This is a genomic window from Skermanella sp. TT6 (assembly GCF_016653635.2).
Taxonomy (GTDB): Bacteria; Pseudomonadota; Alphaproteobacteria; order Azospirillales; family Azospirillaceae; genus Skermanella; species Skermanella cutis.
The window spans coordinates 341209-363005 of the sequence record NZ_CP067422.1 but is presented as its reverse complement, the minus strand read 5'-3'; the positions used below and the strand labels follow the sequence as shown (position 1 = coordinate 363005).

Sequence of the window (21797 nt, the reverse complement as noted above, 5' to 3'; positions counted from 1 at the left end):
TGCAGGGCGGAGGTGATGCGGGCCGACGGTCGTAGGTTGCGCCCATGGCGCAACGCATCTGATCGGCTGGCCCGGGTGGATCGACCTGATCGGGCACAGCTCAAATCGTTGGTCGGCCTCCGCGCCTCAGCCTCCCGCCGTGCCGATCAGGCCGTGCCGGCGGGCGAAGGCGAAGAGGCCGCCGGCTTCCAGGATGCCCTGCACCTCGCCGAGCGGCCGCAGATCATGGCGGGTGCCGCGGGTCAGGTTCTCCACCTCGAGCTTCTCCAGGTCGATCGCCAGGCGGTCACCGGTCCGGGTCGCCTTGTTCAGCGACTCCCCCGTCTCCAGCGGGCTGAAGCGGGCGCCGGCGACGACGTTGCGGTAGAAGATGCGGGCGTAGCTGTTGGCGATCACCGCCTCGACCCCGGCGATCTCCAGGCAGGCCGGGGCGTGCTCGCGGCTCGACCCGCTGCCGAAATTGTCGCCCGCGACGATGATCGCGTAGGGGCTCCGCCAGCCTTCCGGAACGAACGGGCCGTCGCACCGGTGGTCGGGCACGCCCGACAGGGCGAAGCGGCCGTACTGCTTGCGCTCCTCCGGGTCGGACAGGGAATAGACCAGATGGTGGGCCGGGATGATCTGGTCGGTGTCGATGTCGTCACCGAGCACGTAGGCCAGCCCCTCGATGCGGGTCTTCATGCCGTCTGCTCCGCGCGCAGGTAGTTGATCAGGCCGCCGGCCTCCAGGATCCTGCCGGGCAGGCCGCCCAGGGGCTCGAACCGATAGGTCCTGCCGGCGTCGAGGTCCTCCAGCACCCCCGCCGCGAGGTCGAGCCGCAGGCGGCTGCCGTCGGCGATCTGCTCCGCTTCCGGAAGCACGATCACCGGCAGCGCGTTGTTGATCGCGTTGCGGGCGAAGATGCGGGCGTAGCCCAGCGCCACGATCGCGCCGACCCCGAGCGTCTTCAGCACGATGGGCGCCTGCTCGCGGCTGGAGCCGCAGCCGAAGTTGCGCCCGGCGACGACGATGTCGCCCGGCCGGCATTCCTTGGCGAAGTCGGCTCGCTGGGTCTCCAGGCAGTGGGTCGCCATCTGGGCCAGGGATCCCAGCACCAGGTACTGGGACGGGATGATCTGGTCGGTGTCGATGTCGTGGCCGAGCTTCCAGCTTCGGCCCGCGATGGTCTTGTCGGTCATGGCAGGAATTCCCTGGGATCGGTGATCTTGCCCGCGATGGCGGAGGCGGCGACGGTGGCGGGGCTGGACAGGTAGATGTTGCTGTCGGCGCTGCCGGCCCGGCCCTTGAAGTTGCGGTTGCCGCTGGAGATCATGGTCTGGCCGGCCGCCAGCACGCCCTGGCAGGCGCCCCAGCAGGCCGAGCAGCCGGGATGGTTGACGATCGCCCCGGCGCTCATGAAGGTGTCCAGCAGCCCCTCGCGCATGCCCTGGAGATAGACCGAGCGCGACGCCGGCGTGACCATGAAGCGGACGCCCTTGGCGACCTTGCGCCCGCCCATGATCTTGGCCGCCTCGCGCAGGTCCTCGATCCGGGCGTTGGTGCAGGCGCCGAGGAACGCCTGGTCGATCGCGATTCCGGCGGTCTCGCCCACGTCCACCACGTTGTCGACCGAGTGGGGGCGGGCCACCTGGGGCGTCAGCGAGCCCAGGTCGATCCGGTAGGTCTGCTCGTACACGGCGTCCGGGTCGGAGAACAGGGTCGGGTCCGGCTCGGGCGCGGAGCCGCGGACCGCGCGGATATAGTCGTAGGTCGCGGCGTCCGGGGCGATCATGCTGGACTTGGCCCCGGTCTCGGTCGTCATGTTGCACAGCGTGAAGCGCTGAGGAACGGGGATGCCGTCCAGGCCGGGTCCAGCGAACTCCACCGCCTTGTAGGTCAGGCCGCTGACCGTCGTCCGCTTGATCAGGTTGAGGATCACGTCCTTGCCGTAGACCCCGGCGCCGAGGCTGCCGGTCAGCTCGACCTTGACCGAGTGGGGCACCTGGAGCCAGGTCTCGCCCCGGACCATCACGGCGACCACGTCGGTCGAGCCCATCCCGCAGGAGACCGCGCCGATCACGCCGTACGAATTGGTGTGGCTGTCGGCGCCGACCACCAGCATGCCGGGCTCGACATGCTTCTCCACCATGACCTGGTGGCAGATGCCCTCGGTCTCGTAGAAATAGGTCAGGCCGTAGCGCTCGGCGAACCGGCGGGACAGGTCGTGGACCTCGGCGGTCTGGGGCGAGTCGGCCGGCACTTGGTGGTCCATGATCAGGATCACCCGGTCGGGGTCGAACACCCGGGTCGCCTTGACCTTGTTCTCGAAGATGTCGACGTTGAGCCGCATGGTCGCGTCGTTGGCCATGCACAGGTCGACCTTGGCCGAGACGATCTGCCCCGGCTTGACATGGTCCAGCCCGGCGTGCCGCGCGATGATCTTCTCGGTGAGCGTCATGCCCATTGTGGAATCCTCCCGGTTCTTCAATGCTTCAGGAATTCGCGCGGGTCGGTGATGCGGCCGGTCACGGCGCTGGCGGCGACGGTCAGCGGGCTGGCCAGGAAGACCTCGGCGCTGCGCGCCCCCATGCGGCCGGGGAAGTTGCGGTTGGTGGTGGAGAGCACCTTCTGCGTCTCCATCGCGCGGCCGAAGGTGTCGAGCGGCCCGCCCAGGCAGGCGCCGCAGGACGGCGGGCCGACCCGGCAGCCGGCCTCGGCGAAGATGTCGAGCAACGATCGGCCGTCCACCGCCTCGGTCGCCAGCGCGCGCTCGACGTCGGTCGTGGCCGGCACCACGAAGGTGTCGATCGCGACCTTGCGCCCCGCCAGGATGCGGGCGGCGGCGGTGAAATCCTCGATCTTGCCGCCGGTGCAGGAGCCGATGTAGCAGCGGTCGAGCGCGACGTCGCCGAGGTTGCGGGCCTCCTCGTAATTGTCCGGGCTGTGGGGCTTGGCGACGCCGGGGGCGAGGTCGGCGCTGACATAGCGGCGGCGGCTGTGATAGACGGCGTCCGGATCGGGCTCCAGGAACTCGCCCGCGGCCTTGCCGCGCCCGCGCAGATAGGCCTCGGTCACGGAGTCGGCGGCGACGATGCCGTTCTTGGCGCCGGCCTCGATCACCATGTTGCAGAGGGTCATCCGCTCCTCCATGGAGAGCGAGGCGATGCCGTCGCCGCCGAACTCCATCGCGCGGTAGGCGGCGCCGTCGCAGCCGATGTCGCCGATGATCCGCAGGATCAGGTCCTTGGCCATCAGGTAGGGCGGCAGCGGGCCGTCGAAGTCGAAGCGCATGGTCTCCGGCACCTTCAGCCACTGCCTGCCGGTGCCGAGCACGAAGGCGCCGTCGGTATTGCCGATGCCGGTCGCGAACATGCCGAAGGCGCCGGCCGTGCAGGTGTGCGAGTCCGTCCCGAACAGGATGCCGCCGGGCCGGTTGAAGCCTTCCGACGCCAGGGTGACGTGGCAGACGCCCTTGTAGTCCGCGGTGCCCGGCCTGAAGAAATGGGTGATGCCGTGCTTCTCGACGAAGCCGGCCAGCACCTCGATGTTGCGTCGCGCCAGCGGGTCTTCCGTGAAGATGTAGTGGTCGGGGATGACGACGACCTTGTCGCGGTCCCAGGCGGCCGCGTCGGGGCCGAACTCGCGCTCGAAGATCCGGAAGACCTCGGGGCCGAACACGTCATGGGTCATGAACAGGTCGGCCTGCACCCATATCGTCTCGCCCGGTCGCACCGATGCGCGGCCGGCGCCGCGCGCCAGGATCTTCTCCGTCAAAGTCTGTCCCATCGATCACCTCTTCTGCGGGTCCGGTCCCTCGTCCCGGACGCGGCGCGCCGGCCTCTCGCGGCTCGGCCGTTCGGGGTAGGATCTATCGCATATAAATCGAATGAATCGCAATTCATTCCCGTAATGGGCAAGTGCGGCGGTTGCGCACAATCGCGCACGCGAACCTTCTGCGACAGAATCGCCCGCTCGGTGGGCGTCGGATGACTGGAGGTTAGTCGTCGTTCGAATACGGCTCGATCTACGGTTGGTTGCGGGGTTTTCCCGCGGGCGGGGGCATCGGGAGTGGCGGGCGGGCTGGTTTCCAGGTTTTCCCGACAGTTATGCCGTTTCGCGGTCGCGAAATATTCATACGAGTGTATTTCCCAAAACTTATTCTTGTGATTGGACACGATGCCTACCTACCTGCAACTGCAATCAAACAAGATAAAATTTAGCTCTCTTTCTAGTTTGACTAATTACTAAGATAAGTATAGAAACCTTCATACCAGCCGAACGTATTACTATTTTAGATGATGCGCTCCGGTCCGGGTGCCATCCGCATACCGGACCCTATCCCGAAGGAGAGAGTGAAGAATGAGCTCCGACATCCTGACCAAGAAGAGCATCGGCACGGCGATGGCCGGCCGGATGATCGCGGCGGCGGAGGCCAAGGCGGTCGAACTGGGCATTCCCATGGCGATCAGCATCGCCGACGAGAGCGGCGTCCAGAAGGCTTTCGTCCGCATGGACGGCGCGCCGCTGCTCGCCATCGAGGTCGCCGTCAACAAGGCCAAGACCGCCGCCGGCTTCGGCATCCCGACCCATGTCTGGCACGACTTCATCAAGGACGACGCGCCGCTGGCCCTGGGCGCCCCGCACATCGACGGCCTGGTGGTCTTCGGCGGCGGCTATCCGGTCAAGGCCGGGGACACCGTGATCGGTGCCATCGGCGTCAGCGGCGGCCATTACAGCGACGACATGAAGGTCGCCGAGGCGGCGCTGGCCGCCGTTTCCTGATCGCCGCGGCCTTCCCCGGCCGCGGACCTCCCGTCCAAGCGAACCATCACCGGCCTGCCCCAAGGCCCTCCCAGGAGGGCGGCGCTCCCGCTCGCCCTGAATTCCGTAACCCGGCCCGGCATGCAGACCGGCCCGGCCAATCTTGAAAGGTGTCTCCGATGTCGCTCACCAAGGAAGCTCTCGACCAGGACGTCATGAAGCAGGAACTGAAGCAGTTCCTGGTGGACCAGCTGTTCGTGGACATGCCCCTCGATACCATCCGGACCGACATGGGGCTGGCCAGCGAGATCGGCGTCGACAGCCTGGGCTTCACCGAGCTGATGGCCCACCTGGAGGACAAGTACGGCGTCAGCATCAGCCAGGACGAGTTCGTCCCGGAGAATTTCCGCAGCCTCGACACCGTCGTCGCCCTGGTCCTGTCCAAGCTGGGCTGATCGCCATGACCGGCTCGGAAATCATCGCGGAGGCAGCCCCTCCGGCACGGGTCCGTCTGGCGGTAGCGGACGTGCTCTACAGCCACCGGGTGTGCCCGGCCGAGGTGGACGGCTTCAACGTCGTCCATTTCTCGAACTACCTGCGCTGGGTGAGCGCCGCCCTGATGGAGCTGTTCGAGAAGGCCGGCCTGGGGCCGGGTCGCTTCTGCGACGGCACCGTCGAGATCCGGGTCGGCCGCGCCCAGATGGCCTACGTCTCGTCGGCCCGGCTGGGCGACCCGATCGAGGCGTCGATCCGGTCGGTGGAGTTCGACCGGTCCAGCATGATCCTGGGCTGCGCGGTGCAGGCCAACGGCCGCGTGCTGTCGCGCGGGCGGCTCACCATCGCCTTCGTCCTGTCGGCCACCGGCGCCCTGACGCCGGTTCCGGACGAGGTGCGCGCGGCGCTGGCGCGGGGGAGGGCGGCATGACCTGCCAACCCGTCGTCACCGGCGCCGGCCTGGTCACCTGCCTCGGCCGGGACCAGGACGCGGTCTGGTCGCGGCTGATGGCCGGGGAGTCCGGCGTGGCCCCGATCGAGGCGTTCGATACCGCCCAGTGCCTGAACGGCTCCGGCGGCGAGATCAAGGACGGGCTGCCGTCCGACGGCGGCGCCCGCATGGCGGCGCTGCTGGAAGGCGCCCTGCGCGCCGCCCTGGACGACGCCGGCCTGGCGGCCGGCGACCTGGCGGGCCGCCGCGCGGCGCTGGTCGTGGGATCGAGCTTCGGCAACATCTTCCAGACCGAGAACGGCCCGGTCGAGCTGGACCACTATATAAGGCCGCTGCTCGGCGGGCTGGGACTGGACCTGCCCGTGATCAGCGTCTCGTCGGCCTGCTCGTCCGGCAGCGACGCCATCGCGACCGGCGCCGACCTGATCGACTTCGCGGGCTTCGACCTGGTGCTGTGCGGAGGGGTCGACGTGCTCGACATCTACAAGATGGTCGGCCATTCCGCGCTCGGCACGCTGTCGCCGACCCGCTGCACGCCCTTCTCGGCGGACGGCGACGGCACCGCCCTGGGCGAGGGCGCCGCCCTGCTGGTGCTGGAGGCGCCTGCCGACGCGGCGGCCCGCGGCGCCCGCGTCCGCTCGGTCCTGACCGGCCGCGCCTCCACCACCGACACCAATACCCTGACCTCGCCCGACCTGACCGGCGCCGGCGCCATGCGGGCGATCGACAACGCCCTGGCCCAGGACGGCGGCACGGCGGCCGACATCGCCTATGTCAACGCCCACGGCTCCGGCACCCCGGTGAACGACGCCATGGAGGCGCAGGTCTATGCCGGGATGTTCGAGAAGCACCGGCCGGCGATCTCCTCCACCAAGGCGGCGTTCGGCCACACGCTCGGCGCCACCGGCGCGATCGAGGCGGGCATCGCGATCCTGGCGCTGGAGCGCGGCGAGGCGCCGCCGACCTCCGGCCTCGCCGCCGTCCACGAGGACTGGAGCCGCGCCGCCGTGGTGCTGCCGGGCCGGCCGGCGCCGCTGCCGCCCGGCCGGGCGGCCCTGAGCGTCACCTACGGGTTCGGCGGGGCCAACGTGGCGCTGCTGTTCCGCCGGCCGGAGGCGTCGCCGTCATGACCCGCCCCTTCCCGCACAGGACCATCGCCGTCACCGGGGCGAGCGGCTTCGTCGGAAGCGCGCTGGTCTCCTCCTTCCTGCTGGGCGGCGAGCCGCTCCGCATCCTGTCGCTGGCCCATGACGATCCCGACGGCAGCCGGGTCCGCCAGGCGGTGTCCAAGGCTCTGGCCGGCTTCAACGGCTCCCCCGGCCTGGTCGAGGCGATCGAGCCGGTCGCGATCGACCTGACGCGGGCCGAGGCCGCATCGGAGATCCTCGCCGGCATCGAGGCCGACGAGCTGTGGCACGTTGCGGCCCACATGAGCTACGACCCCTTGCGGATCGCCGAGGCCTTCGCCTTCAACGCGGTCGGCACGACGCGGCTGATGCGCGCGACGGGCCGGATCGGACGGTTCTACTTCGTCTCGACCACCGGCGTCGCCGGGCCGGGCGACCGGGATTCCGCCGGCTGCCTGGTCCCGGAGCGGCCGCTGGAGGATTTCGAGGCGATCAACCCCTACACCGTGTCGAAGACCATGGCGGAATACATGCTGTGGCACGTCTCGTCCGAGACGGGGATCCCGCTGACCGTGCTGCGGCTCGGCTCGGTGATCGGGCACAGCGTCACCGGCTGGGTCAACGACACCCGCTACGGCTATTACTCCTATCTTCAGGCGTTCAAGCGGTTCCTCGGCCGCGAGCCGGCGTTCCACGTGGACATCGATCCGGAACGCACCTTCCCGGTGATCCACATCGACCACATGGGCGACCTGTGCGCCCGGCTCCGCCGCCGCGCGGAACCCGGGGACCGCGAGGTCTTCCACATCTGCGACACCGGCCTGATGACCGTGGCCGAGCATTTCCGGACCTTCGAGGAGGTCACCGGCGGACGTATGCGGATCGCCTACGGACCGGGCGAGAAAAGCTTCAACCAGGTCTTCAACAAGGTGAACGCCGACAACAACCGCTTCATGGGCACCCGGCACAGCTTCGACATGCGCCGGCTGGCGGAGGCGGTCGGCGATCTCCCGAGGCTCGAAAGGAGCGGCCTGGAGGCCGTGATCACCGCCTATGTCAACTCCTGACAATCCCCTGTCCGACGCCGAGCCGGGCGTCGTTCCGCGCGACTGGCCGATCGACCGGGTGGTCGAGCGCGAGCCGGGCCGGAAATGCGTCGCGCTGAAGTACCTGTCGTTCAGCGACCCGATCTTCACCGAGCATTTTCCCGGCATGCCCATCTATCCCGGCTCGATGGTGCTGAACAGCGTGTTCGCGACCGCCCGGGCGATGATGGAGGGCGGCCCGGCGGCCTGGCGGGTGGCCGGCGTCAAGCGCGCCAGCTTCCGCCGCCCGAGCCTGCCCGGGCGGATCCTGACGATCACCACGTCGATCGCGCCGGACGGGCCTCCCGGCTCGGCCGCGGAGGTCCGCTACACCGTCGGCGACGGCGAGGGCACGCCGCTCGGCAACGGCTCGATCCTGCTGGCGGAGGGGACGCCATGACCGCGCCGGCCGTCAACCCCGAGAGCATGCCGGCGCGGCTCGCGATCGTGACCGGCGGCAGCCGCGGCATCGGGCGGGTGCTGGTCAAGTCGCTGGTCGAGGCCGGGTACGACGTGCGTTTCACCTTCCGGACCAGCGAGGCGGAGGCCCGCTCCCTGGAGGAGGAACTGCCGGGCCGCTGCCGGGGCTCCGGCGTGGACGGCACCGACGCCTCCGCCGTCTCGGCCTTCGTCGGCTCGGTCCAGGCGGAGGGGCCGGTCTCGCTGCTCGTCAACAATGCCGGCATCACGCGGGACAACCTGGTGGACCGGGTCGGCGCCGACGAGGTCAGCTCGGTGATCGACAACAACCTGTGCGCCACCGTGCATTTCTGCCGGGCGGTGCTGCCGCAGATGCGGCGCGTCCGCTACGGCGACATCGTCAACATATCCTCGCTGGCCAGCGGCAACGTCCGCCCGGGCAACGCGATGTACGGCGCCTCCAAGGCCGCGGTGGAACGCTTCGGCCAGTCGCTGGCGATCGAATGCGCGCGCTCGAACATCGCGGTCAACACGGTGGCGCCGGGCTTCGTCGAGACCGAGCTGACCGCCGGCTTCCTGGACGGGCCGGCGCGGCGCGACCTGCTGTCGCGCATCCCGCTGCGCCGCCTGACCACGGCGGACGAGGTCGCGGACGCGGTGCTGATGCTGGCGGCGCGCCGCCCGCTGCTGATCGGCGTCACCCTGCCGGTCGGCGGCGGCGCGCATATCGTCTGCTGAGGCAAACCATCCGGGACGGATTTCAAGATACGGGCTTGATACAGGAAAGAACGGGAAAATGACGGGAATGATGGCCGGCAAGGCCGGGCTGATCGTCGGGGTCGCGAACCAGCGGTCGATCGCCTGGGGCATCGCTCAGACCTTGCGGAACCAGGGGGCCACGATCGGCCTCACCTATGCGAACCCCCAGATCGAGAAGCAGCTGAGGGGACTGGCCCCGCGCCTGGGCGTCGAGTTCCTGGCGCCGTGCGACGTGCGCGACGACGACCAGGTCAAGGCCGCCTGCGACGCCTTCGCCGAGCGCCACGGCGGCATCGACTTCATCGTCCACGCCGTGGCCTTCGCCCCCGGCGACGAACTGGCCAACGGCTTCATCAACACCAGCCGGGCGGCCTTCGAACTGACCATGGACGTCAGCGCCTATTCGCTGGTCTCCCTGTGCCGGCACGCCCGGCCGCACTTCAAGCCGGGTGCCGGCGTGCTGTCGCTGTCCTACCTGGGATCGGAGCGGGTCTGCGTCGGCTACAACCTGATGGGCGTCGCCAAGGCCGCGCTGGAATCCGCGGCCCGCTACCTGGCCGCCGACCTGGGGGCCGACGGGGTCCGGGTCAACGTGATCTCGGCCGGCCCGGTGCGCACCCTGGCCGCGCTGGGCCTGCCCAACTTCCGCGAGATGCTGGAGAAGCGGGCCAGCCAGTCGCCGCTGCCCTACAACGTCTCGCTGGAGGACATCGGGAATTCGGCGCTGTTCCTGCTGAGCGACATGTCGCGCTCGACCACCGGCTCGGTCGTGTGGGTCGATGCCGGCTACAACATCATGGGCTCCTGGAGCGAGGCCGACGCCCGGGCGGGTGCGGCATGACGCGCTTCCTGGCCCTGTGCGGCGAGCAGCGGGAGGAGGACGGCGTGTTCACCGCGCCGTTCCGGCCGGAAAGCTACGCCGTCCTGCACGACCCCTCCTTCGCCGGCCCCGGCATCCCGCCCTACTTGGTGGTCGAGGCCATGGCCCAGCACGCCTGCCGCGCCAGCTCGGCCGTCCTGTTCGACGGCCGGCGCACGGTTCCGGCCCAGGTCTCCGACCTCGGCCTGGCGCCCGTTCCCGAGGGGCGCCGGTACCGGCTGGTCGCCACGGTCGGCGGCCGGGGGCAGTTCGGTTCCGTCCGGTGCGAGCTGATCGATCCCGACGGCGCCGTGGTCGCGTCCGGGCACTTCACCACCTCGGCGATCGAGCCGCGGCCGGCCGCCGCTCCGGATCAGGCGGGGGTGGCGGCATGATCGCGACCCTGGGGGTGGCCGGAGCCCTGATCGGCACGCTGCACGGCTTCGGCCCGGAGGGGCTGGCGGCCATGGCGGCGGGCGGAGCCCTGGACCGGTCGGTCCTGCGCCCGCCCGCGCTGAAGGGCAAGGTGCTGGAGATCGATCCGGCGACCGCGCTGTCCGCCGCGGCCTGCGCCCGGCTACGGCCCTGCCTCGGCGGCGTTCCCGACCTGCGGATCGGCATCGTGGTCGCGAGCCGGATCGGCAACTACCAGATCCTCGGCAGCTTCTCGGGCAAGGTCCGCCGCGGCAGCCGCTCGCCGGTGCAGTTCTCCGGCTCCGGCTACAATGTCTGCGCCGGCGTCGCCGCGATGGCCGCCGGCGTCAACGGCCCCTCGCTCGCCCTGGCCGGGAGATCGGCCAACCTGGGCGACGCCCTGGGGATCGCCGCCTTCGACATGATGCGGGGAGACGCCGACGCCATGATCGTCGGCGCCGTCGCGGTCGAGGAAAGCGGCAAGGCCGGGGCCGGCGCCTTCCTGGCGGTGACCGCCCGGCCGGCCGCGGGAGCCCCGGTGCTCCGCCTCGGCGCCGACACGGAGAGCGAGCCGGCGCCGCTCCCGCTGCCCGGTTCCGCCGCCGCCCTGCTGCTCGCCCGCCTGCCGGAGCTGGCGCTTCCCTTCGCCCTGGCCTCGGCGCTGGAGGACGGCGCGTCCCCGCGTCCCGCGCGGTTCGATTTCCCCGACGCCGCCGCGGTCCGGCGGGTCGACCTGACACAGGCATGACGGAGTGTTTGACTATGCTTGAAGATCTCCTGGAGAGGACGGCGCCGGATCGATCCGCGTCGCCGGTCGAAGAGTGGTTCCGGTGGGCCCGCGGCAGCGAAAGCGTCGTGGTGGACCGGACCCGCTCCCCGTTCACGATCCACCGCCTGGCCGACCTGGTCGTCCAGGCGGACCTGGATGCCGAGAAGTGGCTGGCCCTCGGCGTGTCCGAGGGGACGCCGGTCATGCTGTCCTGCGGCACCAACCTGGTCTTCCTCCGCCACCTGCTGGCCCTGCTGCGGATCGGCGCGGTGCCGGTGCCGACCTCGAACCTGCTGCCGACCGCCAGCTACAACGCGGTGCGCGACCTGGTGAAGCCCGGCGCGGTCGTGGCGCCGTCGGCGCGGCTCCGGCATTTCTCCGAGATGGAGCATGCCGAGCACCCGTTCGGCGACGACACGGCGTTGCTGTTCGACCGCCGCTACCTGGCGCCCCGGCCGGAGCTGGCGGGCTGCCTGATCATCCTGTCCTCCGGATCGACCGGCGTGCCGAAGGCGGTGGTCCACCGCGCCGAGAGCGCCTTCCTGAACGCGCGGCTCCACGCGGAGTCGATCGAGTTCGAGCCGGGCGGACGCATGCTGCTGGCGCTGCCGGCCTATTTCTCCTACGGCCTGGTCGCCGGCGTGATCGCCACGATGCAGTCGCACAAGGACATCATCCTGTCGGAGCAGCCGTTCTCGGCGGCCAACTGGTTCAAGGTCTGCGACGAGGAACAGGTCAGCCTGTTCGCGACCACGCCGTTCCAGCTCCGCAAGCTGCTGGCGGTCGGAAAGCGTTTCCCGGAGTCCCTCAGGAAGCTGACCATCGGCGGCGACCGGGTGATGCCGGCCGACCTGGAGGCGCTGCGCCGGGTCTATGACGGCAAGATCTACCTGACCTACGGCCTGTCCGAGGCCGGCCCCCGGGTCTTCACCAACCTGCTGGGCGACGACCGCACCCTGTGGAGCACGGCCGGCCGGCCGATGGAGGGGATCGAGGTCGCGCTGCACGAGCCCGAGCACCGCGACGGCCTGGAGATCGGCGAACTGCTGGTGAAGACGCCGACCGCCATGCTGGGCTATCTCGGGGAGTCCGGCTTCGTGCGCGACGACTTCGTCCGGCCCGCCGGCCTGGGCGGGGAATGGCTGCGCACCCACGACGTGTTCATCCGCGACCCGGCCGCCGGCACCCTGCGGTACCTGGAGCGGCGGAAGAAGGTGATCGTGTCGGGCGGCGAGAAGCTGTCCGCCGGCTATATCCGCGAGATCCTGCTTCAGCACCCCCTGATCGCCCAAGCGGTTGTGAGTCCCAAGCCGGACCGCGACCTGGGCGAGGTTCCCGTGGCCGACATACAGGTGCAGATCGGCGCGATCGAGCCCACTCCGGCCGAATTGACGCAATGGTGCCGGCAGCGCCTGCGGCTGATAGAAATTCCCCGCGATTTCCGCTTTACCGACGCTCTCAAGGTCGTCAACAAATAGGAACTGCTGCCATGCCGGCACCGATACTCCAACCCTCCGAGGAAAATTTCGCCATCGCGGCGCGGTGCGTCGCCGAGGGCGGCGTCGTGATAGCGCCGAGCGACACCAACCTTGCGCTGACGCTCGATCCCTGGAACGACGACGCGATCCGCCGGGCGTTCGAGATCAAGCGCCGGCCGCCGACCCAGGCGCTGACCCTGTTCGTCCGCGAGCCGGGCGACTGGCGGACCTATGCCGACATGGCCGACACGGGGCCGGTGGACCGGGTGGTCGGGCGGTTCTGGCCCGGCCCGCTCAACATCGTGGTGCCGCGGAACGCCGCCGTGCCCGACACCATCGTGCGCGGCGGGCCGACGGTCGCGATCGGCTGCATCGCCAACCCGGTCCTGCGCGGCCTGCTGTCCTACCTGAAGCGGCCGGTCGCCATGACTTCGGCCAACCTGTCGGGGCAGGCGGACGGCGTCCTGGTCGACCTGGAGCTGGCGCTCGCCCAGGTGGGCGACGCGGTGGACTACATCCTGGCGGGGGGAGCGGACGGCACGACGAAGTCGAGCACCATCGTCGACCTGTCCGGCCCGCCGCGCATCCTGCGCCAGGGCGACATCTCGGCCGAAGACCTGGGCGCGGTCCTGCCCGGCCTGCAAGCCGCCTGACCGGAGAGCCAGCCATGACGACGGAGTCCCCCAAAGCCTCGCGCACCCTGCGCTTCGCAGCACTCCTGGCCGCCGTCGGCATGGCCGGAAGCGTCGCCTTCTACTGGTGGGTGCTGCGGCCGCCGCGCAGCATCCAGGCCTTCGTCAATACCGGCGTCACGGTGGTGCGGGCACCGATCGCCGGCCGCCTCGACCTGGACCCCGAGGTGCGCGTCGGCCGGTCGGTCGAGGCGTCGGACACGCTCGGGATGATCGAGAGCCACGTGGAGAACCCGCTGGTCTCCCAGCTCCTGGTCCAGGAGCGCCAGACCGAGGCCCTGGTCGCGACGCTTGAGCAGCAGCTCGCCGGGACGAAGCTCCGCATCGAGGCGCGGCAGCAGCTGGTCGCCCGGTTCACCCGGGAGAACGAGGAGCAGAAGCGCCTGCAGGAGCGCTATTACCGCTCGCAGATCAACACGGTCCGCGAGGAGCTCCGCCGCGCCGTGGTCGGCGCCGAGGTCGCCGCCTCGGAGGTGCGCCGGACGGAGAAGCTGTACGAGCGCGGCGTCTCCAGCGGGGTGGCCCTGGAGCGGGTCGTGGGCACCGGCCGCGAGGCCAACGCCAACGTGAGCGCGCAGAAGGCGCGGCTGGCCCAGTTCGAGGCGGGGCTGGAGGCGTCGGCCGCCGGTCTCCAGCTCGACGGGCCGCGCACCCTGAGCGAACCGGAAAGCCGGCTCCGCGACCTGCACACCGAGCTGGTCGACCTGGAGCAGGCGGGAGCGGACACGGAGCGGCGGCTGGACGGCGCCCGCCGGGAGTTGGCCGTGGTGCGCGAGCAGCTTCTCAGCCAGCAGCGGACCCCGGTCCGGTCGCAGAAACCCGGCGTCATCTGGTCGGTCGAGGCCCATTCCGGCGAGAACGTCCCCGCCAACGGCGGGATCGCCCAGCTGGTGGACTGCCGCGACGTCTGGGTCGAGGCCTTCTTCGACGAGGCCGACACGGCCCGGATGGGGATCGGCGACCCGGTCGCGGTGAAGCTGCTCTATGGCGACAGGACGTGGCCCGGCAAGATCGAAACCCTGCGGGCCGGTGCCGGCCGGGTCACCGTCGGTCAATACGTGGTCGATCCGCCCCCGGAGATCGCGCGGCGCCAGCTTCCGGTGCGGGTCATGACGGCCCGGGTCAGGGTGGACTGGGGAACCGACCTGGCGCCCGAGAAATTCTGCTTCGCCGGAAGCAGCGTCGAGGTCGTGCTGCGGTGACCGGGTCCGGCGCCATGCGGCGGGACGTCCTGCTGTTCATCTCGTACCGGGTCGTCTCGCGGCTCTATTTCCAGCTCCCGGTGCTGTTCCTGCACCTGCACATGGTCCAGATGGGCCTGTACAACACGATAGCCCTGCTGGTCGTCTACGGCCTGGTCACCACGGTCACGGCGACCCTCGGCACCGCCCTGCTGCGCCACATGAGGCAGAAGGCCGTCGTGGCGCTGGGCGAACTGATGAAGGGCGCCGGGCTGTTCCTGGTGATCCTCGGGACGGGTGTCGGCAGCACGGATTTCTGGACGGTGATGGCCGCCCAGGTGATCGGCGGGACCGGGTTCAGCCTCGCGATCTCCACCGATTCCAGCCTGCTGCGGACCGTGACCGCGGCCGGCGGCAACGACCTGTTCATGCGCGTCCAGAGCCGCTCGCAGAGCCTGATGTTCATCGCGACGCTGGTGGCGGGCTGCATCGGCAGCATCCTCTACGATTACGAGGCGCACTGGCCGTTCTACGCGGCGCTTGCCACCAACCTGCTGTCGGCGGCGCTGATCTTCGCGATCCGGGAAGAAAAGGCGGCGCCGGCCGCCGCCGGGGCGCCATCCGCCCCGGTGAGGCTGCGGCCGGACCCGGACCAGGCGTTCTGGATGGATTTCTACGCGCTGTCGCGGGCCTTCACCATGGCCCCGTTCGTGGGCTTCCTGCCGTTCTTCTTCATCATGCTGGGCGTCGATCCGTTCCTGTTCGGCTCCGTGCTCGGGCTGTTCACCATGGCGGGATTCATCGCCGCCCTGTACTGCAACGCCTTCCTGAAGCGATTCGGGCTGAACGCGCTGATGGGCGTCACGATCGGCTGCATGCTCGGGTCCATGTGGCTGTTCGGCTTCAGCGACTGGTTCGCCCGCCAGGGGGTGGACTATTTCCTGGTCGGCCTGGCCGCCATCGGCCTGCTCGGTCTCGGTTCCGGCGGCGTGCGTCCCGTGACCATGGGCAACATCCGGATGGGGGCGCTCGGTCCCCAGGAGCGCATCCTGCTGCTGTCCACCATGGAGCGGAACTTCGGCATCTGCAACGCGGTGCTGTTGGCAGCGGGGGGCTTCCTGCTGGTCGAATACGGCTTCGGGACCCTGATGATCGCGCTCAGCGCCAGCTACGTGGTGCTGGTCGCGGCCCTGCTCATGAAAAATAATTTGATAGCGAACAAAGTGATCGAGCCGGTGAGCCGGTGAGCCGGTGAGCCGATGTCGCTGAAACTCTATAACCAACGTATACACCCGCAGGTGAAAGCACTTCACCTGAAGAGAGAAATTATATAGGCCGTGACTCCGGGACGTGCCGTAACTGCGCTCCGGCATGAACTTTCTTGACACAGGAAAGGAAACTACCTGATCTGTATGCAGTTAATACTTGTCGAGGCAGGCTCGACCTGCTAAGCGCAACGGACGGCCGGCTGCGGAAAGGGACCATGCAATGGAAATGAACAGACGCGCAACACCCGCTTCCGTCGATCCAGATCCCACGGGGAGGGACACATCGGCGTCCCTGGTCCGCTAGCCTCGATCCGGTCCGTCCGGGATATGGTCACTTACCGGCGCAAGGTTCGGCGCTCCGCTTCTCTCTACTTGCGGCCCAGATGAAACTTCCACACCGCCTGCTTGCGGTCATCGCGCTAGCGCTTCTTCCGATCTCGGCGCTTCAGATCTTCAACGCGCTGCAGCGCGAGAAGCAGCAGACCGAGCAGACCTACGCCGAAACCCAGCGCTTGCTTCAGCTGATCGAGGACGAGCAACGGGGAACCGTATCGGGGATCCAGCGAATCCTCGCGACGCTGCGCCAGACCCCCGAAGTCGCGCAGGACGGTGCCGGCACGTGCCAGTCCCTGATGGACCGGCTTCGGGCAGAATATCCGCCCTACCTCGACATCTACGTGACGGACCGCCGGGGAACAGTCACCTGCGCCTCCGACCGTAAGGCGCTGGGAGTCGATGTCTCCTTCCGGGCCCATGTCCGGACGGCGCTGGCGGGCGGCGACTTCTTCATCGGGAACCATATCGTCACGCGCACGACCGGGCGGCATGCCCTGCCGTTCTCCCTGCCGTACCGGTCCTTCGACACCGGCGAGGTATCGGGCGCGGTGATAGCGCTGCTCGATACCGCCTGGCTGGAGTCGTACTTGGCCGGGAAGCCTTTGCCGCCGTCGGCGGTCCTCACCGTCGCCGACCGGGAAGGCACCGTCATCGCCCGCGTCCCGCACCGGCAGGAGGCCATCGGCAGCAAACTGCCCGCTGGCTTCCTGGATCTGCTGGACCGCGGCGATGCCGGGGTGGAGCGGGTGCGGGGATCGGACGGCCTGGTCAGGCTGGTCGCCTTCTCTCCCGTCGGGAACAGGCTCGAAGGGCTGTTCATGTCGGTCGGCATCGACGAGGAGGCGGCCCTCGGCGACATCCGGCGGGGCCGGGACGGAGCGCTGGCCCTGTTGGCCGTGATCGCCGCCTGCACCGCCGCCGCCATCCTCTGGATCGGGCGTTGGTACATCGAGGACCCGGCGGCCCTGCTGGCCGGCGCCGCCGATCGCTGGCGGTCCGGCGATCTCACGGCGCGGGCCGCCGTGCCGGCCACGGCGGTGGAGTTCGCCGAACTCGCCGAGGATTTCAACGCCATGGCCGATTCCCTCGATGCCCGCGGCAGGGAGCTCCGGGCCAGCGAGGGACAGCACCGGGCGGTGTTCGAGACGGCCGTGGATGCCATGGTGGTGATCGACGAGCAGGGCACCATCCACGGCTCCAACCCGGCCGCCGCCAGGATCTTCGGCTATTCCGGGGCGGAGATGCTGGGCCGGAACGTTGCCATGCTGATGGCGGGCGAGGATCATGCCGGCCATGACGGCTATCTGGGGAACTACCTGCGGACAGGAGTCCGCCGCATCATCGGTATCGGCCGCGAGGTCGAAGGGCGGCGGAGCGACGGTTCCCTGTTCCCGCTGGAACTGTCGATAGCCGAATGGCGGGGCCTCGACGGCGGGCGCTACTTCACCGGGATCATGCGGAACATCTCGGCGCGCCGCGCCGCCGAGCGCGAGGTCGAGGAGGAGCGCAGCCGGCTGCGCCGCGTCATCGAGAACGCCCCCTTTCCCGCCATCGTCCATGCCGACACCGGCGAGGTGCTGCATGTGAGCCGGGCCTGGCTCGACATCACCGGCTACACCCGCGAGGATCTCGCCACTATCGGAGCCTGGGCGGAGCGGGCCTACGGCGAGGCCCGCAGCACGACGATGGCCGACATCGACCGCCTCTATGCGCTCGACCGGCCGGTCGACGAGGGCGAGTACGTGATCCGCACGGCCGAGGGAAACAAGCGCATCTGGGCGTTCCGGTCGGCGCCGGTCGGCGGCGACTCGTCGGGCCGGCGGCTGGTCGTCAGCATGGCGGTTGACATCACCGAAAGGCGGGACAGCGAGGAGCGGCTGAAGCTGCTGATGCGCGAGGTCGACCACCGGGCGAAGAACGCGCTGATGGTCGTCCAGTCCATCGTCCAGCTCTCCCGGTCGGAGGATCCGGTGCGCTTCACCGAGGCCGTGGAGGGCCGGATCCAGGCGATGTCCCGGGCCCATTCCCTGCTCGCCGCCGCCCGCTGGTCGGGCGCCGATCTCCGCCATCTGCTGATGGAGGAACTGGCCGCCTATGGCGGGGGCGACAGGCTGGTGCTGGAAGGACCGCCCGTCTCGATCCGGCCGGAGGCGACCCAGGCCGTGTCCCTGGCTCTGCACGAGCTGACGACCAACGCCGTCAAGTACGGCGCCCTGTCGGACGGCGAGGGTCGGGTGCGCGTCTCGTGGGCCCTTCCAGAGCCGGAGGAGATCCTGTGCATCCGGTGGGAGGAGGTCGGCGGCCCGGCGATCGACGGCGTGCCCGCCCACGAAGGCTTCGGCTCCGTTCTGCTGCGCCAGGTCGTGGAATCGCAGCTGGGCGGGATACTCGAGATGGACTGGCCCGCGGAAGGCCTGTCGTGCCGGATCTGCCTGCCCGGCGATACCTGGCAGGCGGTCGGGGTGAGCGAGATCGCGCAGCCGGCCGGCGTGCCCGTAGCAACCGGTCCGGCCACCCATGCCGGCCGCCGCGTCCTGGTGGTCGAGGACGAGGCCCTGACGGCGATGGCGATCCAGCTTCTGCTGGAGGACGCCGGCTACGCGGTGCTGGGTCCCGTCGGACGGGTCGAGGACGCGCTCGACCTGCTGCGGTCCGGCCCGCCCGATGCCGCCGTCCTGGACGTCAACCTGTTCGGCGCCACGGTCGATCCGGTGGCGGCCACCCTGGAGGGCATGGGCGTGCCTTTCCTGTTCTGCACCGGCTACCACAACGGCGGCACCGCCGGCGAGCGCCATCCCAGGGCCCCGGTGCTGGGCAAGCCGGTCAACGCCAACAACCTGCTGGCCGCGGTCGGCAGCCTGATCTCGGGAGAGGCGCGGGCCGGCCCGGCCGGGGGGTGAAGCCCCCTCTCACCCCAGCGGCGCCGCTCCCGCGGGGATCGCGCGCGGCTTCGGCACCAGCTCCTCGTAGACCATGTCGACGTTCCGCACCATGTGTTCCAGCCGGAAGCGGTCCAGGTCCTCGACCGCGGCGCGCCTCAGCGATTCGGCGGTGTCCGGATCGGTCAGCACCCGCAGCAGGGCGTCGCCCAGCGCCTTCGCGTCCTGCGGCGGCACCAGCAGCCCGGCCTTGCCGTGGTCGAGCAGTTCCGGCACGCCGCCGACCTGGGTTCCGATGATCGGGGCGCCCAGTTCGCGCGCCTCGATCAGGACCAGCGGGAAGCTGTCCAGCCGGGACGCCAGGACGAACACGGCGGCCTTCCGCATATAGGCCTGGAAGTCGCTGCGGAAGCCGGTGAAGTGGATGCGGGACGTGCTCCCCAGCGAGGCGGCTTGGCGCTTGAACTCCGGCAGGTCCGGTCCGTCGCCGACCAGGTACAGGTTTGCGCCGGGGACCTTGTCCGCGATCGCCTCGAAGGCGGCCAGGAGCTCCGTGATGCCCTTGCGCTGGAACATGCCGGCGACGGTCACGATCGCGGGCTGGGCCAGTTCGACGGGATCGGCCGCCGTGCCGGAGGCGCCATAGGCGGAATAGCGCGGGCTGCCGATCACGGCGTTCTCGACGAAGCGCATCCGCCGCGCCGGCAGGCCCAGCCGGATGAACTCGTTGCCAACGTCCCGGCTGACCGCGATCGTGCGGTCGGCGATCCGCATCACCAGGGAGCTGCGCTGGTGCAGGCTGTGGAGATGGCCGACCACCGAATAGGAGTGGAAGGGCTTCGACAGCGTCGCCAGCACCGTTCCCGTCATGTTGTGGCAATGCACGATGTCGGGCTTCCGCGCCGCCACGATGCTGTTGAAGCGGTACAGCGCCTTCGGGACGTTGCCGGCCGTCCGCTTCTGGTCCAGCACCTGGTGATCGATGCCGCGGCTGCGCAGCAGGGTCTCGTACTCGCCGCCGCCGGAGACGACCGTGACCTCGTGGCCCGCCATCGCCTGGCCGCAGGCCAGGTCGAGGGCGGCGTTGATGATGCCGTTGCCAAGGTTTCGGACATCGTTGAGAACGTGGATTATCCGGTACATCGGTTCAGTCCTGATCTGTCGCTCAATAGGCGTTGCGGTCCCCGAAGACGCAGCCGGCGGTCTTCAGGAGGATCTTGATGTCGAGGGCCAGCGACCAGCCGTCCATGTAGCGGAGGTCATGGTCGACCCGGCCGCGGGCATGGTCGAGGCTGTCCACCTCGCCGCGGAAGCCGCTGATCTGGGCCAGCCCCGTGATGCCGGGCTTGACCCTGTGCCGGCGCGCGTAGTGGGGCACGGCCTCGTGGTAGAGCTGGTCGCCCACCCTCATGGCGGTCGCGTGGGGCCTCGGGCCGACCAGCGACATCGTCCCCATGAAGACGTTGAACAGCTGCGGGATCTCGTCCAGGCTGGACTTGCGCAGGAAACGGCCGACCCGGGTCACGCGGGGATCGCCCTTGGTGGTCCGCTGGGCTCCGGTCACGTCCTGCCTGTGGACATACATCGACCGGAACTTGAGGACGGTGATCTCCTCGTTCTGGAAGCCGAAGCGCCGCTGCCGGAAGAAGACGCCGCCCGGGCTCTCCAGCGCGATCGCGGCCGAGATCAGCCCGAACAGGGGCAGCAGCGCCAGGATCAGCGCGCCCGAGCCGAGAATGTCGAGCGCCCGCTTGGCCAACTCGTCCCAGTTCCGCACCGGCTTGTCGCGCACCTGGACGGCGAGCCATCCGCCGAACCGGCTGAGCGTCGCGTCCGCTCCGGCCGGCAGGTCGGCTCGGCCGAGCAGCCGGATGTCCGCGGCCATGCCGTCCAGCAGCCCCAAGACCCGTTCGGCGCCGGCGCTCGCGGCCGGCGAGTTCTCGATCAGGACGGTGCGGACGCGGTGCCGCACGCACCAGGAACGCAGGTTGCCGATGCCGCCGATGAACGGGGTTTCGCTCTCCCGGTCGATCTCCGACGCGGGATCGAAGGTTCCGACGACCTGGAACCCGCCCGTCGCCCGGGCGCCGATATAGGCGTTCATCTCGCGCACGAAACCGGGGGAGCCGATGAGCACCGTCCGGCGCCGCAACAGGGGCTGGAAGCTGGCCTTGCCGGCGAACCAGAGGAGCAGGCACCGCCATCCGACGAACAGCCAGACCGCCAGGGCGAACCAGGACGCCAGGACCGGCACCGTCAGGTGAGCCGGCCACGAGATCGACCAGACGAGGGCGAAGGTCAGGGCGATGCCCATGGCCAGCGCCGCGACGGTGCGGGCGACCTGACGGACCAGGCTTCCCAGCCGGTGGGGCGCATGCGACCGGAGCATGCGGGCGCACAGCATGAAGACCAGCAGGTTGATCGCCAGCGTCGCTATCTCGGCCGAGACCAGGGACTCGCTTCCGTGAAGCAGGTGGCCCAGCGTGAAGACGGACGCGCCGGCGATGACGGTCGCCAGACAGTCGCAGACGGCGATCACCTCCGTGGTGAAGGACGTGTGGTCGACACCGGAGGAGGGGTGCTGCACGGGGCTGAACTGGTCGGCTTCAGCCTTGCCGTGTGGGTAAAGGAGAGACATGCATGCTCCGCATACGATAAAGGCGGCGTGCCTGCAGATTTAACGTAAGAAATGGGAAAAAAAACGAGTGCGAAGGGAGCGCCGGTTAATAGTGATGGTTGGACCGCCGGGTTAATACCGCCGAAGTCCCAACGGCATGCCGTGTCGGCAATCGGAACAGGGAACCTCTCGAACATCATCCGAAAAAGATCTGGGCAGGCCAGCAA

The 21797-nt window shown here is 69.5% G+C and carries 21 protein-coding genes; 15 read left to right on the top strand and 6 right to left on the bottom strand.

The genetic code is table 11. The features are described from left to right. Positions 1-126: 126 nt before the first annotated feature. Genes IGS68_RS33110 through IGS68_RS33095 form a run of 4 tightly spaced genes read right to left on the bottom strand, consistent with a single transcriptional unit; the run spans position 127 to position 3765 of the window. Positions 127-681: a hypothetical protein gene (locus IGS68_RS33110; RefSeq protein WP_201083059.1), complete on the bottom strand. Its 555-nt coding sequence runs from the start codon at positions 679-681 to the stop codon at positions 127-129. Continuing rightward, a complete protein-coding gene (locus IGS68_RS33105; RefSeq protein ID WP_201083058.1) occupies positions 678-1178 on the bottom strand; it encodes a LeuD/DmdB family oxidoreductase small subunit in 501 nt (166 codons plus the stop codon). Before IGS68_RS33105 ends, IGS68_RS33110 begins: the two co-directional genes overlap by 4 nt. Further along, on the bottom strand, positions 1175-2443 hold the full coding sequence (locus IGS68_RS33100) for a 3-isopropylmalate dehydratase large subunit (RefSeq protein WP_201083057.1): 1269 nt from the start codon (positions 2441-2443) through the stop codon (positions 1175-1177). Before IGS68_RS33100 ends, IGS68_RS33105 begins: the two co-directional genes overlap by 4 nt. A 20-nt stretch (positions 2444-2463) precedes the next feature. Continuing rightward, positions 2464-3765, bottom strand: a complete 1302-nt coding sequence (locus IGS68_RS33095; RefSeq protein ID WP_201083055.1) for a 3-isopropylmalate dehydratase large subunit — start codon at positions 3763-3765, stop codon at positions 2464-2466. 573 nt (positions 3766-4338) lie between these two features. On the opposite strand from IGS68_RS33095, the gene IGS68_RS33090 reads away from it, so the two are divergent. The 15 genes from IGS68_RS33090 (at position 4339) to IGS68_RS33020 (ending at position 18974) form a co-directional block, all read left to right on the top strand. Then, positions 4339-4761, top strand: a complete 423-nt coding sequence (locus tag IGS68_RS33090) for a GlcG/HbpS family heme-binding protein (protein WP_201083053.1) — start codon at positions 4339-4341, stop codon at positions 4759-4761. 158 nt (positions 4762-4919) lie between these two features. Next, the gene (locus IGS68_RS33085; RefSeq protein WP_201083051.1) at positions 4920-5195 is read left to right on the top strand and encodes an acyl carrier protein; all 276 of its coding nucleotides are present in this window, start codon (positions 4920-4922) and stop codon (positions 5193-5195) included. A gap of 5 nt (positions 5196-5200) precedes the next feature. Further along, the gene (locus IGS68_RS33080) at positions 5201-5665 is read left to right on the top strand and encodes an acyl-CoA thioesterase (protein WP_201083049.1); all 465 of its coding nucleotides are present in this window, start codon (positions 5201-5203) and stop codon (positions 5663-5665) included. After that, positions 5662-6816: a beta-ketoacyl synthase N-terminal-like domain-containing protein gene (locus IGS68_RS33075; RefSeq protein ID WP_201083048.1), complete on the top strand. Its 1155-nt coding sequence runs from the start codon at positions 5662-5664 to the stop codon at positions 6814-6816. Before IGS68_RS33080 ends, IGS68_RS33075 begins: the two co-directional genes overlap by 4 nt. After that, positions 6813-7880 carry an NAD-dependent epimerase/dehydratase family protein gene (locus IGS68_RS33070; protein WP_201083047.1) on the top strand — a complete coding sequence of 356 codons (1068 nt, stop codon included), beginning with the start codon at positions 6813-6815 and terminating at the stop codon, positions 7878-7880. Before IGS68_RS33075 ends, IGS68_RS33070 begins: the two co-directional genes overlap by 4 nt. Next, positions 7867-8298: a 3-hydroxyacyl-ACP dehydratase FabZ family protein gene (locus IGS68_RS33065; protein ID WP_201083046.1), complete on the top strand. Its 432-nt coding sequence runs from the start codon at positions 7867-7869 to the stop codon at positions 8296-8298. Before IGS68_RS33070 ends, IGS68_RS33065 begins: the two co-directional genes overlap by 14 nt. Further along, positions 8295-9056, top strand: a complete 762-nt coding sequence (locus tag IGS68_RS33060; RefSeq protein WP_201083045.1) for an SDR family NAD(P)-dependent oxidoreductase — start codon at positions 8295-8297, stop codon at positions 9054-9056. The genes IGS68_RS33065 and IGS68_RS33060 overlap by 4 nt, the downstream gene beginning before the upstream one ends. Before the next feature lie 58 nt (positions 9057-9114). Continuing rightward, positions 9115-9918 carry an enoyl-ACP reductase FabI gene (locus tag IGS68_RS33055; RefSeq protein ID WP_201083044.1) on the top strand — a complete coding sequence of 268 codons (804 nt, stop codon included), beginning with the start codon at positions 9115-9117 and terminating at the stop codon, positions 9916-9918. After that, positions 9915-10331: a hypothetical protein gene (locus IGS68_RS33050; RefSeq protein WP_201083043.1), complete on the top strand. Its 417-nt coding sequence runs from the start codon at positions 9915-9917 to the stop codon at positions 10329-10331. Before IGS68_RS33055 ends, IGS68_RS33050 begins: the two co-directional genes overlap by 4 nt. Then, entirely contained in the window at positions 10328-11098 is a 771-nt protein-coding gene (locus IGS68_RS33045) for a beta-ketoacyl synthase N-terminal-like domain-containing protein (protein ID WP_201083041.1), read from the top strand. Before IGS68_RS33050 ends, IGS68_RS33045 begins: the two co-directional genes overlap by 4 nt. Before the next feature lie 14 nt (positions 11099-11112). Then, positions 11113-12597 (top strand): class I adenylate-forming enzyme family protein, encoded by a 1485-nt coding sequence (locus tag IGS68_RS33040; RefSeq protein WP_201083039.1) that lies wholly within the window; start codon positions 11113-11115, stop codon positions 12595-12597. A gap of 11 nt (positions 12598-12608) precedes the next feature. Further along, on the top strand, positions 12609-13250 hold the full coding sequence (locus IGS68_RS33035) for an L-threonylcarbamoyladenylate synthase (protein ID WP_201083037.1): 642 nt from the start codon (positions 12609-12611) through the stop codon (positions 13248-13250). A 14-nt stretch (positions 13251-13264) separates the two neighbouring features. Then, positions 13265-14491 carry an HlyD family secretion protein gene (locus tag IGS68_RS33030; protein WP_201083035.1) on the top strand — a complete coding sequence of 409 codons (1227 nt, stop codon included), beginning with the start codon at positions 13265-13267 and terminating at the stop codon, positions 14489-14491. Next, positions 14488-15717, top strand: a complete 1230-nt coding sequence (locus IGS68_RS33025) for an MFS transporter (RefSeq protein ID WP_247881500.1) — start codon at positions 14488-14490, stop codon at positions 15715-15717. The genes IGS68_RS33030 and IGS68_RS33025 overlap by 4 nt, the downstream gene beginning before the upstream one ends. A gap of 404 nt (positions 15718-16121) precedes the next feature. Next, complete coding sequence (locus tag IGS68_RS33020; protein ID WP_201083032.1) at positions 16122-18974, top strand: PAS domain S-box protein; 2853 nt, start codon at positions 16122-16124, stop codon at positions 18972-18974. Between the two features lie 9 nt (positions 18975-18983). Here the strand turns inward: IGS68_RS33020 and IGS68_RS33015 are convergent, their stop codons facing one another. Together IGS68_RS33015 and IGS68_RS33010 are read right to left on the bottom strand one after the other, a co-directional pair. Further along, on the bottom strand, positions 18984-20096 hold the full coding sequence (locus IGS68_RS33015; protein ID WP_201083030.1) for a glycosyltransferase family 4 protein: 1113 nt from the start codon (positions 20094-20096) through the stop codon (positions 18984-18986). 22 nt (positions 20097-20118) lie between these two features. Beyond that, positions 20119-21591 carry an exopolysaccharide biosynthesis polyprenyl glycosylphosphotransferase gene (locus IGS68_RS33010; protein WP_201083028.1) on the bottom strand — a complete coding sequence of 491 codons (1473 nt, stop codon included), beginning with the start codon at positions 21589-21591 and terminating at the stop codon, positions 20119-20121. Positions 21592-21797: the final 206 nt, after the last annotated feature.